This is a genomic window from Methanobrevibacter sp. (genome assembly GCF_017447225.1).
Lineage (GTDB): Archaea > Methanobacteriota > Methanobacteria > Methanobacteriales > Methanobacteriaceae > Methanocatella.
This window is the reverse complement of record NZ_JAFSNZ010000099.1, coordinates 1-13675: the sequence shown is the minus strand read 5'-3', so window position 1 is coordinate 13675 and position 13675 is coordinate 1. Positions and strand designations below refer to the sequence as shown.

The following is a 13675-nucleotide window of genomic DNA, read 5'->3' as shown; positions in this document are numbered from 1 at the left end:
TAAAAAAAGTGATTATTTTTCAAGAACATAACCACTGTTTTGACCTTTAGTTATAAATATAGGAGCGTCTTCTCCTAAAAATTCACGGGTTGCCTTCAAGACACTTTCACGGTTGTTGTCATCGACAACTGAATATATTGTAGGTCCGAATGAACTCATTCCAACACCATATGCACCGTTGTCACGCAAATGCTGCATCAGATTATGCATTCTTTCATCATAAAGTGTCAATTCAGCTTTCTGGAATCCCCTTTTGTGTATCTCATCGATACATTTTCCAAACTCTTCAATGTCTTTTTCAAGCATTGCAGGAATCATATTCATGAATACAATGTGAGATAACTGTTCAACTTCCCTTTGGGGGAGCGGACAGAATCTTTGGAAGAGATTGACTTCCTCACCATCGTGAATTGACAGTCCGTATGGCGGAACTGCAACCAGCACATCCCATTCCTGAGGAAACTCATATCTTCCGATGAGTGGTGGCGGACATGCGCTTGATGCGGAGGAAGGTAAAAATGTAGCCTTTTCCTTTAAGCTGTGTCCTCCGTCAGCAATGAATCCTCCATCTTCAAAACCATAGGTTCCGATTCCGGAAGTTCCTCCCCTTCCGACGATTGATGACAATTCGACAGATGACTTGTCAATGCCTACGGTTTCACAGATTAATTTTGCTGCTGCAAGAGCGATTTGAGTACCTGATCCAAATCCTGAATGTGCTGAAAATGCACTGTGAACCTTAAAATCAAAACCTGAATCTATATCAAAATGATTACAAATATCTTCATAAGCCTGTCTAATCTTTAAATCACATTCTTCAATTACTTCACTGTCAGTAATACTTTCATCGAATTCTACATTAACTCCGCTTTCAGTCTGAGTACTCTCTAAAACAAACTGAGGGTTTTGCAGTGAAAATCCGATTCCTCCATCAATCCTGCCGTATGAACCATTCAAATCCAATAATGTAATATGAATTCTGGCAGGAGTTCTAATTTTCATGTCTAATACACCTTAATTTTATTAATACATTATTATTTTATTTAACTTATTATATATAAAGAGTTCATTTTGTGACTAAAATCAGCCCGATTATACAGACAACAATACCCAAAATTTGCGTTAAGGAGATGTTTTCCTTATAGACAACATAACCTACAACAAGCAGTGTGCCGGCAAGACAGATATTGGCTACAACAGAAGCATTACTGACATTCCATCCTGCACGATAAATCAGAATATAACCGGTTTCCAACCCCACAATAGCCACTCCCAAAACTATTGATGTCCAATTAATTTTTGAAAGCTCCAATAATGCATTTTCAGGTCTTGCAATTACAAAAAACAATATGATTGTAACTATCATTGCAATGAAATAGGTAACAATCAGCGTTGCAAAAGGATCAACATCCCCCGGAGTTGACTTTGCACAGATATTATACATCGTATTGGCCAGAATGACCAGTATCATTGGAAATATTAAAGTTAATGTACCTGCATCCATTTTATTCCACATTGAAATCAGTGATTTCCCCATTGTCCTTGACTATTTTGGCAATTGTATCCTGCGCATCCTTAAGTTTGTCGTCACAGGCCTTGACCAGATCCATAGCTTTTTTAAATTCTTCAATTGCATTATCCAGTGAAACATCACCTTTCTCCAGATTTGCAACAATTTCTTCCAACTCTTTCAAGTTATCTTCAAAACTCATATTTTCTTCGACCATACTAAATCACCTTCGTATTAACACTACCGTCCTTAAACTCAACTTCCAGCTCATCACCGGATTTTACATCCCTGACAGATGAGACCACTTTATCATCACTTTTAGCTAAAGTATAACCTCTTTTTAATGTATTTAGAGGATTTAAAATTTCCAGTTTTGAAAACTGCAGTAAGTATTGCTCTTTTTTGCTATTAACAATCATTTCAGGATTTCTGAATAATGAGGAATTTTTTACCATGTCCAATCTGTTCCTATTGGCTGATATCAATCTGTTGGAAGAATAATCCAGACGATTGACAAGACCATCCAAAACTGTCTTTTGTGAATCAAACATTTTATCAGGATTTTTAAAGACATTGGAATTTTTAATCATTGCCAGTTTATTCTGATTGTCTTTAATTAATGAACTGGACGAATAGTCCAAACGACCGACAAGATTATCCAAAACAATTCTTTGAGAAGTGAAAAGTTCATGCGGATTTTTAAAGACACTGGAACTTTTAACCAAATCCAGTCTGGATTTATTCCTCATCAGCAATGATTTTGAAGAGAAATCCAAACGACTGATAATCTGGTCAAGCATCATCTCTTTAGGAGCATAAATTTCATAAGGATTCGTGAAAATCTTTTTAGAGGTAATATTATCCAATTTAATTTTATTTTCATCCAATTTCTTATTGATTGCCATATTTGCTCTATCGCTAAGCTGATTTATGGCATTTTTAATCTCAGCATAAGGTGGAACTGCAATTTCTGCAGCGGCCGTTGGAGTCGGTGCCCTTAAATCGGCAACAAAATCCGAAATTGTAAAATCAATTTCATGACCAACAGCACTTATTACGGGAGTTTCACACTCATAAATGGCTCTTGCAACAATTTCTTCGTTAAATGACCATAAATCTTCAATACTTCCTCCACCCCTTCCAACAATTAACGTGTCCAAATTAAATTTCTGAGACATTCTGATTTGATATACTATGTTTTCAGCGGCTTTATCCCCCTGAACGAGTGACGGGAACAATATCACCTGACATATCGGCCACCGTCTGTTGATTGTAGTTATAATGTCCCTGATAGCCGCACCGTTAGGGGCTGTAATGACTCCGATTCTTTTAGGAAAACTGGGAATATCTTTTTTGTGGGATTCATCGAAAAGTCCTTCCTTGTTTAATTTTTCCTTCAGCTCCTCAAAACGCCTGTGTAAATCACCGACACCATCCTTGGAAATCTTATCAGCATACAACTGATAATTACCGTGCTTATTATAGACTTCAATTTTACCTTCAATAAGTACTTTCATCCCATGTTTAGGCCGGAATCTGAGTTTATATCTGGCAGCAAACATTACACCTTTGATTTGACTTTCCTCATCCTTTAAAGTGAAATATAAATGTCCGCTGGGATACAGTTTGACATTTGACAGTTCTCCTTTTATGCGAACATGCCTTAAATTCAAATCACTGCGAAAAAGTTCACCTATGTAATCCGTGACCTTGGAAACAGTAATATATTCCTCATTCATAAAATTTCTCCTTATTATAATATTGATAATATGAAGTAAATAATCTTTCGATGAAAAATTTTAAATTGAACAAAAATAATCTAATAACAAAGGAAGTGTTTGTATGGCAGACAAAGATTTGAAACTTGAAACAAAATGCTATGACGCTAACGAATACGGCTACTTATACGGACTGAACAAGAAAATTCCCGATGAGGAATTTGAAAAAGTAAAGCCATATATGAGAAACTTCAGAAGAAAAGACTTTATGGACGGAATTATCAAGGTTACCGGAAGGCCTGAAGGCTACAGATGCCTTGAAAAGGATGTCGCTAAAGTAGAAGAAATTTTAGGCATTGAAAATACCTTAGAAAAAAGACAGAACAAAATCAAAAAGGCATTCGAAGACCCTATACAAAAGGTTAACCTTAAGGATAAAGCATACAACTGGCTGAACACCCTATTCAGAAAAGGAGGAACATCACCGAAACAGGACTTGAGCCGTCTGGCGATACATTCAACGAAAATTTATGATCCCGACGACAGCTTCAAAAAAGGGAATGAAATGGGTGAGGGAACACTGTTCATTTACACTCCTCATGGAATGTGGTATATCATCAATAACTGCGGAGAGTTCAGTGACCGCAGATTAAACAATGTGGAAACAGATAACGGCGGAGCCATCGGATACAGACTAATGTATGATGATACCGTAGACACCCTAATAAGAATTTACACAGAGGAAAACGAATACACCGGCGAAAAACTTTACTGAAGGGATTTTTATGAAAAAGATAATTATCGGCATTATAATTATTCTTATAGTCATTTTTGGAACATATCTGGTATATTTGGGAAACGAAGCACCTGATGATACGAACAGAATTACATTAAATGTTTCAGGAAGCCCACTTGAGCTTTCAAAAGTGATAGAAGAGATAGAAACTGATCCATATTTTGAAGGCTATGACAATGAAACAGTGAAATGGATGAAGTCCTTGGGTTCTAAATATGTTTACATTTCACTTAATGAAATCATCATAATGGATTACTCCGATGCAAGCAAATTACGCACGGAAGATGCTACTGATGTGTATATTGAAGACATTTTTTCATGCAGAATTGTTGAAAACCACACATTGGGAACTGAGCCCTATAAAGATGTTTTATATGTCAAAGATGTTGAATTCATTAGGGAAAACATAACCTATTATGAAGTGTAGGGACTTGCAGAAATACACAAAAAGTTACATTTTTACATATATTTTATTCAACTGAAAGGCAAATAATACACAATTTTTGCAGTTTTCAAAAACGTTAAGAAAATATTTATATATCCATATAACTAAATCTATAATTACTAATCATGATAATTAAATTATAATCTATATTAGAAATGGTTATTAAAAATAATAGAAATTGAATAAATAATTTCATTTATTTTTGATTGTTATATTATTGTTCATCACAGATTACAACATCTGATTGAATAATAATAAGACACCATATTCATTCAATATGAATAAGAAATTTATTCGTAGAGAATTTTTCTGATTGAATTATAATTTTTATATCTGATAGTGATATTTTCTATAAAGAGGAGGATACTATGAATAATAAAAAGATATTTGCAGTTGCAATCGTAGCATTAGTAGTGCTCGTTGGTGCAAGTTCCGTAGTTAGCGCAGGTTTATTCGACTTCTTAGGCGGCCCTAACTTAGACGGACAAGAAGTAAACTTAGCTGCTGCAGCTAGTTTAAAAAACGTTTATGATGAAAAATTAATCCCAATGTTTGAAGAAAAATACCCTGGTGTAAAAGTTACACCTACCTACGCTTCAAGTGGTGACTTACAAACCCAAATTGAAGGCGGATTAGGAGCAGATGTATTCATGTCTGCAGCTAACAAACAGATGAACAAGTTAGCAGAAGAAGGTTTAGTTGACAATGCAACCAACGTTCAATTCTTAGAAAACAAAGTTGTTTTAATCGTACCTGCTGACTCCAATTCCACCATCTCTTCATTCGAAGACTTAAAAGATGTTAACGGTACTATCGCTATCGGTGACCCAGAATCTGTACCTGCTGGACAATACGCTAAAGAAGCATTAACCAATTTAGGTATTTGGGATGCTGTTGAATCCAAATTATCTTTAGGTACTGATGTAACTGCAGTATTAAACCAAGTAGCTCAAGGATCTGCAGATTGTGGTATTGTATACTCCACTGATGCTAAATCCACTGATGATGTAAAAATCGTCTGTGAAGCTCCAGAAGGATCTTTAAACACTTCTGTTATCTACCCAGTAGCTATGCTCAAAGATTCCAAAAATCCTGAAGCTGCACAAGCATTCCTTGACTTCTTACAAACCAAAGAAGCTAAAGATGTATTTGTAGAATACGGATTTGCTATCCACGAATAAGCATATTCAAGTAAAAAAATTAATAAATAATTAAAGGAGAAAAAAGACATGATGGATTGGTCCCCAATTTTCATTTCAATGAAAACAGCAAGCTTATCAATATTCATAACCTTCTTTGTAGGTTTAATTGTTGCTTGGGGAATTGTTAAGACCAAAAATGACACAGTAAAAATTATACTTGACGGAATTTTTACACTTCCTCTAGTATTGCCTCCTACAGTAGTAGGGTTCTTCTTACTGTACACTTTTGGTGTTAGGGGACCGATTGGTCACTTTTTTATAGAATTCTTTGCTATAAAAATCGCATTTTCATGGCCTGCAACAGTTATTGCTGCAGTAGTCATGTCTTTTCCTTTAATGTATCGTTCCGCAAGGGGCGCATACGAACAGGTAGATTCTAACTTATTAGATGCTGGACGTACATTAGGTATGTCCGAATGGAAAATTTTCTGGAAAATTTTATTTGCAAATGCATTGCCTGGAATTATCAGTGGTGGAATTCTTGCTTTCGCTAGAGGCTTAGGAGAATTCGGTGCTACAGCTATGCTTGCAGGTAATATTGCCGGACAAACCAGAACTCTCCCTATGGCAGTTTATTCTGAAGTAGCTGCAGGTAATATGGGAGAAGCTTTCAATTATGTAATAGTCATTGTTGTTATATCATTTATAGTTATTTTTATTATGGATTATGTTTCTATACGCAAGGAAAAACAATGGAAATACTAATTTAAACATTCTTATTTTTAATATGTCATGAGGGAAATTATGAGCGACAAACTGTTAAAAGTAAATATCCAAAAGGAACTTAAGGAATTTGATTTAGATGTTAAATTTGAATTGAAAAACAAACGTTTGGGTATTCTTGGTCCTTCCGGTTGCGGTAAAAGTATGACATTGAAATCCATTGCAGGTATTGTCAATCCAGATGAAGGTATTATAAGCTTAACTACAAATGAAGAAATCACCTATTTTGATTCTGACAATAAAATCAACATAAAACCTCAAAAAAGAAATGTAGGTTACCTATTTCAGAATTATGCTTTGTTTCCTAATATGACTGTTGAAGAAAATATTGCAATCGGTTTATCCAAAGACGATAGTGAAAAAAGCGTATCAGACATGATTAAACGTTTCCATCTTGAAGGACTGGAAAAAAGATACCCTAGACAGTTATCCGGAGGTCAGCAGCAAAGAGTAGCTTTAGCCAGAATATTAGCATACAGTCCTGATGTGATTTTGCTTGATGAGCCGTTCAGTGCTATGGATACTTTCCTCAAAGAACAGTTGCGTATTGAACTCAGTAATATGCTAAAAGGTTTTGACGGATTTTCAATCATGGTTACCCACGACCGTGACGAAGCATTCCAGTTCTGTGATGAGCTTATAGTATTGGATCAGGGAAAAATCATAGCTAAAGGAGATACTTATGACATATTTGAAAATCCTGGAAGAGTCGAAGTTGCAAGACTTACAGGATGTAAAAATATTTCCAAAATTGAAATTATAGACGATTATCATCTCAAATCCCTGGATTGGGGAGTTACATTTGAAGTATCCAAAAAGATTTCACCGAACATTACCCATATAGGAATAAGGGCACATGACTTTATTGCTGCCGAAAAAGAGGATGTTAATGTTGTAGATACTGAAAATGCTACAAAATTTGAAATGCCTTTCGAATGGGAAGTTACATTGTCAAACGGATTATGGTGGAAATACGATAAGGAAATCTACGAACATGACTTTGAGATTCCTAAGTATCTGAAAGTAGACCCTAAAAACATAATCCTATTGGAAGAGTAATTTTTATAATTACTTTTGAACTTTTTTTATTAAATACCCAATATCCATTTAAATCATGTACATATTACATTAGTTTTTTCATATGGACATGTTAAAGATAAAAATAATTAAAGAAGTATTAAATTAAAATAATACTTTAATATCAAATATATTGAATTTTTTATGGTAAAATTATTTTAAAGACAATTATAATTTAGAAAGAAATATATTATCATAAGCCAATATAATTAATTGGTGAAACAATGGACAAATACTGCATACATTGCGGAAGCATGATAGAGGATTCATCGAAATTCTGTTCAAATTGCGGAAAAAGACTTGAAGAGGAAACAGCCACACAATCCAGTTCAAATTCTGATTATAAAAAAATTATTGGACTATTGCTCATCATTATTGCAATATTGGTTATTGGAATAGTAATTTTTTCAGGATTTAACAGCATTCCTCTTGAAAATCAGGATTTTGGTGGGATAACAATGTTAGTGCCCGAAGGCTCGAATTTTGTTGAAACGGATTCACTACCTAGTTATGGTACTATCGGAGGATATGTTATGTTTACTAATGGCGGTGAATATTACTATGAAATATGTAATATAATGTTTTCAACCATACGGGGAGGGCATGCCCCAGCACAGGTTGTTCTCGATAGGACTGAAGGAGATATCGTAATCTACAAAGACGGCAGCGGAGAAAATATGTATTATATGGAAAGACAGATTGGAGATTATGAAGTAAGCATTATTGGACGAAATCAAGACACAATGATTGAAATGCTTAATTCTGTCAACATCAATAATCCAACATTAGGTATTTGAATGTCGGAAAAAATAAAAAAATAGATTTAGTAATGACTTTGAGGAGTCATTCCTAAATGATGATCTTCGCTTTTCTTACCAGGAATTCCATAAGCATCTGCCCTGCATTGGGTACATGCCCTGAATACTGGAATAATTTCTTCTACCTGCTCACGAACGCTTTCCATCATTGAACAGTCAGGACGTGAATAATGTTTCATCTTAGCTAATGGAATTAACGGCAAAATGTTCATTAATGAAGCTCCACGTTTTTTGACTTCTTTTGCAATTTCAACAATGTGTTCGTCGTTCAATCCTGGAATCAATACTGAATTTACTTTAACAACCATGCCGTTTGCTGCTGCCTTTTCAACACCGTCAAGCTGATTTTTGATGAGTATTTTTACAGCATCATAATCCTTGTAGATTTTTCCTTCATATTTGATGAATGAATAAATATCAACTGCAATGTCAGGGTCGATTGCATTGATTGTTACGGTAACTGAATTTACTCCAAGCTCTGCAAGCCTGTCTGCATATTTTGGAAGTAAAAGTCCGTTAGTACTCATACATTTGATTAAATCAGGATGTTTTTCAGCCATTTTTTCAAAGAACTCAAATGTTTCTTCATTTGCAAGTGAATCACCTGGACCTGCAACTCCAACAACTGAAATTGGGCCGTCTGCAGTCACCTCATCAATGTGAGCTATTGCATCATCAGGTTTCATTATACAACTAGTTACACCAGGCCTGTCTTCCTCATTGTTAATGTCACGAGTACAGAAGTTACAGAAGATATTACATTTTGGTGCAACTGGCACATGAGCTCTTCCAACTTTATCATGCATTTTTTCATTAAAGCAAGGATGTGCTTTAGTTATATGTGCAAATCTTGAACCTTTATGTTCGTTCATATAAACCACTTCTCTCCGATTATTTATAGTAATTATATAACAGGGGTTATATATACTTTTCTACATGCCATTGTTCAATTCAGCTATATATTCATTAGCCTTTTCAATCCAAGAATCCATAATCAGCTCGTCAGTAGCTACAACAGCAACAATGTCTTCTGTAGAAACGTCCTTGATAATCTTAAAGCCTTCAGGCAAGATTCTGAAAATTGCATCGTAAATTCTTCTTTGAAGATTGGAATGAGGGTCATCAATGACCAGAGTTTCCAAATCCATCTGATTACCATCCAAATCAATATTGTATCTGGTCGGCTGATAGATTTCCTCTCTTGAAAATCTCATCCATAATCTTTTAAGGATGTTTGGAAGATAGTTTTCATCTTCAATGAATATATGAGTCACGTCATCAGCCTTATCATAAGTAAAATCAGCAATATCCTTGAATTCAATGACAGTGGAAGTCTTTTTCATTTTAATAGCTAATATAAATACAGGATCGTCAGGATTGACAAAAGCTTTCAAATCATCAACTGCTGCACCTAAAACCAAATCCTGAAAGATCTGCTTTATGATGATTTCATATACTTCTGCACCTTTCTTATCATAGCATTCAACTAACATCAAACCAACTCTTCTTATTTATCATCTTGTCTGTGTCCCATTCCGGATACGAGAAGAGCTGCACCTACAGCACCGATGTGTTGGGAATATTCTGGGACAATGACTTCAATTCCACCTAAAGTTTCACTTACAGCTTCAACAAGACCAGAAATCAGACTTGTTCCACCTACCTGTATCAGCGGTTCACGGATGTCAATTTCCTGAAGCTGCTGTTCGTAAACCTGTTCTGATACTGAGTGACATGCAGCTGCAGCAACATCCGCTTTGGATCCTCCTGCCGCAAGAGTGGTAACAAGATCCTGAATACCGAATACGATACAGTATGAGTTCAGCATTGCTTTTCTCCAGTCACCCTGTACAGCCAATGGACCGAGTTCTGTAATGTCAACATCCAGTCTGCGTGATGTCATATCTAAAAATCTTCCGGATGCACCTGCACAGATACCACCCATGGTAAAGTTATCCGGAATACCGTTGTTAACTGTAATAACCTTGTTGTCCATACCGCCAATATCCAATACGGTAGCTTCTCCTTTCTGACAGTCCGCCAGATATACTGCACCTTTTGCATTGACTGACAATTCTTCCTGAATAAGTTCAGCACCAAATTCCTGACCCATCGTGAACCTACCGTATCCTGTGGTTCCGATTCCGTCCAAATCATCCCAGTCATAGTCAGTCTGAGAGAATGCTTCTGCAGCCGCAGTTTTTGCGGATTCAATAATGTCTTTGGTTGAAGTCCAACCTGTTCCGATAACCTTATTGTTCTCCATCAGCACTGCTTTTGTAGTGGTTGAACCTGAGTCCAGACCAAGAGTGAGTCCTTCCTGTTTTTCACGGGCAAGAATGCTTCTGCGGGTTACAGTAGTAGCCAGCGCTTCCATACGGATGAACAGTTCATCAGCTTTTGTCCTTTCAGTGAATGAATAGGTAACTACAGGAATACGGGTATTGTTCTGAATGAAACGTCTTACTTCATTTCTTACAAGTGCCGCTTCAGCACATCTGAAACATGTAGCGATGAATACTGCATCAGGTTTGGATTTGCCTTCAACAATAGCCATGGCTCTTGCAATCATTAATTTTAAACTTGAACTTTGAGCGGAAAAACCGAATTTCTCATAAGCTTCATCAATGTAATCCAAATCAATTTCCGGAAGAATAATTTCTGCACCGAATTTGTTAGCTGCTTTTTCAATTTCCTTTTGAATTCCACTATATTCAGTTCCGCATGAAACTAAAGCAATTTTAACCATATCTATTCCTCCTCTGATTTTTCTTCAAGTGAATCAATAAAGTCATTGATTTCATTTACCATAAGGTAAGTTTCGTCCTGATTAGTAGGATAAGTTACTTCCAGCACCGGAATGTCACGGTTCCTCAGCAGGAATATTGACAGTTCGTTTGTTCTTGCACATCCGATACAACCGAAACCGAACGGTGCGCCGTCAACGATAATTGCTGCTTCAGCGTCATCAATTAACGGCCCGATAATTGACATTCTTCCACGCACACCTGACGGAACCTCAATAGCCGCATATTTAAGACCTTTTATTGGGTCCTCTTCTGTTATGTTCATTGGTGGAGAATCAATCTCCGGATCTTTAATTTTTTGTCTAATTTGTTTTTGAAGAACTAAAGGAGTATGACCTTTCCTTTCAATTAAATCTGCTAAGATTAATGAATTTGGAGGATAAATAGCTACTTTCACCATATTTTCACCTATTTCTTATTGTTTTCTAAACATTCATTCATAATTTCTTTAAAATCATCAACTTTAACCGGTTTTTTCTCTTCAATAGTCACTTCTTTAGGATTTTCTAAAGCTTCAGCAACATAACCGAGTATTGTATATTCCTTTTCCATCTGATGGAATCCTTCCCTAGGTCCGAACCTATGACCTCTGCATCTTCTAGGGTCACCCGGAGCAAAGCCTCTTTCTTTAGTGAATATATGGGCAGGGTCAAGTTTTCTGATTTCCTCAATGGCTTTCATGACATCGTCCTTTTTTCCACTAATCATAGACCCGTAACAGGTGTTTTTGATTGTTAATGGAAGACCCAGCATGTGGAATTCACCTACAATCTGGCTTTCACTTACACGAGCTCCCGGTCCGAGAATAATCATACGAGTAATTACTTCTGGATCCCAATCTTCACTACTCATTGTAACTTTAGGACATAGATTCTCTGACATATACTTCAACTCCTTCTTTTAAATCTTCTAAACCTTCGGTATTCTTAACCATTTTACCGATGATATTTGTTGCATTAAATGATTCTGCAGTCGGACCAAAATCACGGTTAGGCTCAAATCTTACACCAATCAGACCGGCAGTTTTTGCAGACATGTTTGTAATGCCTATTTCACATTCATTTACAATGTCAACAGGATTGTTTTCCGGAACAAGACCTTTAGCCAATTTTTTGTCTCCTTCAAAGATTGTAATGTGCATTCCAGGAACTGCAAAGTGAATTTTGATTTTGCCGACAGGGTTTTCTAAAAGACCAGAAATCAATTTAAAGTATTTGACTGATCTTGGAGCATTGTCAACAAATTCGATTTCACATAATTCATCCGGATTAATCGCTTTCGTTACAACTTTTCCCTCATTCAGGATATCGATTGTGTGTCTAGGAGATTGCTCAACAATCACTCCTTCATCACCTGTGACTCCTTCACGGACATGCTCAACACCGGCCTGCGCCAACATTTCGCTGGCTTCTGATTGTGATTTACCGAGCAAGAGCAGTCTTTGCTGTTCTGTTTTGACAGTTATGAAATCATCTTTTTTAGCTATATCTATGATTTCCATTCCGGTAGTGATCTTACCGACAGTAGTGTGGTTTGGCGTTAAAACTCTGTTTTCACGATAAATATACATTCTACCTACACCATTACCTTCATTTCTGATGGTAATTGTGCCTCTCACTCTCTGAGTAGTATTCTCTTCAGGCTTGTCGATTCCTTCCAATCCATAAATTCCCACAAAGGAATTTGAGTCGAAATTGACCTTAATCCTGTTGTCCTTGATTATTGAAAACAAGTGTTCCACACAAATTGGAGATTCCTCATCGATTTCAAAATCAATGTAGGTGAACATTTCATTTCCCTCTTCCAATATAGTGCTCAAGTCTGAAGTGGCCGCACTGTCGGTAGTTGTGCTTCTTTCAATAATAGGCTCGACAGCAGTTACCACATCATCATCAGTCAATTCGTTTAAAGTTTTCTTACCACCGATAATATGTGCAAAAATACCCTTGTTGAACGGAGGTACGCTGTACACGTTGGTGGTGTTCTCTTTAAGAAGAATCAGGTGAGTGGACTCGTTACTGAAACTAGATAAACTTAAAACCACATCGCCGTCATAATATTTGAACTCATCTGAAGTAGGTTCCAGATCAGTTACTACAGGCCCGATTGCCACTTCATTTGAAGTTGACCAGCGAACTGACAAGTCGGCAAAATCCTCATACTGATTTTTCCAAACATCAATGATTGGTTTTGCCTCTTCATCTTCGACTAATTCAATAATAATAGAACCTTTGGTAGTTTTAATTTTATACTTAGTAATATTCTTTTCCAGTTCTTTTTTACCTTTAATTAGACAAATAATACTACCAGGAGTATATGGAGCATTGGTTTCATCAATTACATCCTGAATTGTAGAACCCTCTGCTACATCAATCTCTTTGCCATTAACTTTAATTAACATACAATCTCCCAATAATTGTTTAATATGTTAACTATATTTTTTAATATTAAAATAGTTACTTATTTTATTTTTAAAAAAATAAAATAATAATAAATTAAAAAATTTTTAATAAAAAAGAAAGTAAAAAATCCAGTTATAATTTGAAAACAGGATTCTTATTTTGATTGAACACTTCTAT

16 protein-coding genes are annotated in these 13675 nt (G+C 35.9%); 6 read left to right on the top strand and 10 right to left on the bottom strand.

What is annotated here, in order from left to right:
- Positions 1-12 precede the first annotated feature (12 nt).
- The 4 genes from IJQ68_RS09420 to xseA form a co-directional block, all read right to left on the bottom strand.
- Positions 13-1002 carry a beta-ribofuranosylaminobenzene 5'-phosphate synthase gene (locus IJQ68_RS09420; RefSeq protein WP_292799686.1) on the bottom strand — a complete coding sequence of 330 codons (990 nt, stop codon included), beginning with the start codon at positions 1000-1002 and terminating at the stop codon, positions 13-15.
- 64 nt (positions 1003-1066) lie between these two features.
- The gene (locus IJQ68_RS09415) at positions 1067-1516 is read right to left on the bottom strand and encodes an EamA family transporter (RefSeq protein WP_292799683.1); all 450 of its coding nucleotides are present in this window, start codon (positions 1514-1516) and stop codon (positions 1067-1069) included.
- Complete coding sequence (gene xseB / locus IJQ68_RS09410) at positions 1506-1727, bottom strand: exodeoxyribonuclease VII small subunit (RefSeq protein WP_292799680.1); 222 nt, start codon at positions 1725-1727, stop codon at positions 1506-1508. The genes IJQ68_RS09415 and xseB overlap by 11 nt, the downstream gene beginning before the upstream one ends.
- Position 1728: 1 nt before the next feature.
- Positions 1729-3249 (bottom strand): exodeoxyribonuclease VII large subunit, encoded by a 1521-nt coding sequence (gene xseA, locus IJQ68_RS09405; RefSeq protein ID WP_292799677.1) that lies wholly within the window; start codon positions 3247-3249, stop codon positions 1729-1731.
- Between the two features lie 103 nt (positions 3250-3352).
- Between xseA and IJQ68_RS09400 the strand changes: the two genes are divergently transcribed.
- From IJQ68_RS09400 to IJQ68_RS09375, 6 genes are all read left to right on the top strand, one after another.
- Entirely contained in the window at positions 3353-4003 is a 651-nt protein-coding gene (locus tag IJQ68_RS09400) for a hypothetical protein (protein ID WP_292799674.1), read from the top strand.
- Between the two features lie 10 nt (positions 4004-4013).
- Positions 4014-4451 carry a hypothetical protein gene (locus IJQ68_RS09395; protein ID WP_292799671.1) on the top strand — a complete coding sequence of 146 codons (438 nt, stop codon included), beginning with the start codon at positions 4014-4016 and terminating at the stop codon, positions 4449-4451.
- A gap of 386 nt (positions 4452-4837) precedes the next feature.
- Positions 4838-5650: a molybdate ABC transporter substrate-binding protein gene (gene modA, locus IJQ68_RS09390; protein ID WP_292799668.1), complete on the top strand. Its 813-nt coding sequence runs from the start codon at positions 4838-4840 to the stop codon at positions 5648-5650.
- A gap of 48 nt (positions 5651-5698) precedes the next feature.
- The gene (gene modB, locus IJQ68_RS09385) at positions 5699-6376 is read left to right on the top strand and encodes a molybdate ABC transporter permease subunit (protein WP_292799665.1); all 678 of its coding nucleotides are present in this window, start codon (positions 5699-5701) and stop codon (positions 6374-6376) included.
- Positions 6377-6415: 39 nt separating this feature from the next.
- Positions 6416-7453: a sulfate/molybdate ABC transporter ATP-binding protein gene (locus IJQ68_RS09380; protein WP_292799662.1), complete on the top strand. Its 1038-nt coding sequence runs from the start codon at positions 6416-6418 to the stop codon at positions 7451-7453.
- Positions 7454-7695: 242 nt separating this feature from the next.
- Complete coding sequence (locus IJQ68_RS09375) at positions 7696-8268, top strand: zinc ribbon domain-containing protein (protein ID WP_292799659.1); 573 nt, start codon at positions 7696-7698, stop codon at positions 8266-8268.
- 26 nt (positions 8269-8294) lie between these two features.
- On the opposite strand, the gene IJQ68_RS09370 is transcribed toward IJQ68_RS09375, so the two are convergent.
- From IJQ68_RS09370 to IJQ68_RS09345, 6 genes are read right to left on the bottom strand one after another with little or no spacing between them, the layout of a single operon-like run.
- Positions 8295-9161, bottom strand: a complete 867-nt coding sequence (locus IJQ68_RS09370) for a radical SAM protein (protein WP_292799656.1) — start codon at positions 9159-9161, stop codon at positions 8295-8297.
- A 60-nt stretch (positions 9162-9221) separates the two neighbouring features.
- Positions 9222-9782 carry a methanogenesis marker 17 protein gene (locus IJQ68_RS09365; RefSeq protein ID WP_292799758.1) on the bottom strand — a complete coding sequence of 187 codons (561 nt, stop codon included), beginning with the start codon at positions 9780-9782 and terminating at the stop codon, positions 9222-9224.
- Positions 9783-9796: 14 nt separating this feature from the next.
- Positions 9797-11038: a methanogenesis marker 15 protein gene (locus IJQ68_RS09360; protein WP_292799653.1), complete on the bottom strand. Its 1242-nt coding sequence runs from the start codon at positions 11036-11038 to the stop codon at positions 9797-9799.
- Between the two features lie 2 nt (positions 11039-11040).
- Positions 11041-11496, bottom strand: coding sequence for a methanogenesis marker 5 protein (locus tag IJQ68_RS09355; protein WP_292799650.1), 456 nt, complete (start codon positions 11494-11496; stop codon positions 11041-11043).
- Positions 11497-11504: 8 nt separating this feature from the next.
- Positions 11505-11978, bottom strand: coding sequence for a methanogenesis marker 6 protein (locus tag IJQ68_RS09350; RefSeq protein WP_292799647.1), 474 nt, complete (start codon positions 11976-11978; stop codon positions 11505-11507).
- Positions 11956-13497 carry a methanogenesis marker 3 protein gene (locus IJQ68_RS09345; RefSeq protein ID WP_292799644.1) on the bottom strand — a complete coding sequence of 514 codons (1542 nt, stop codon included), beginning with the start codon at positions 13495-13497 and terminating at the stop codon, positions 11956-11958. Before IJQ68_RS09345 ends, IJQ68_RS09350 begins: the two co-directional genes overlap by 23 nt.
- Positions 13498-13675 lie beyond the last annotated feature (178 nt).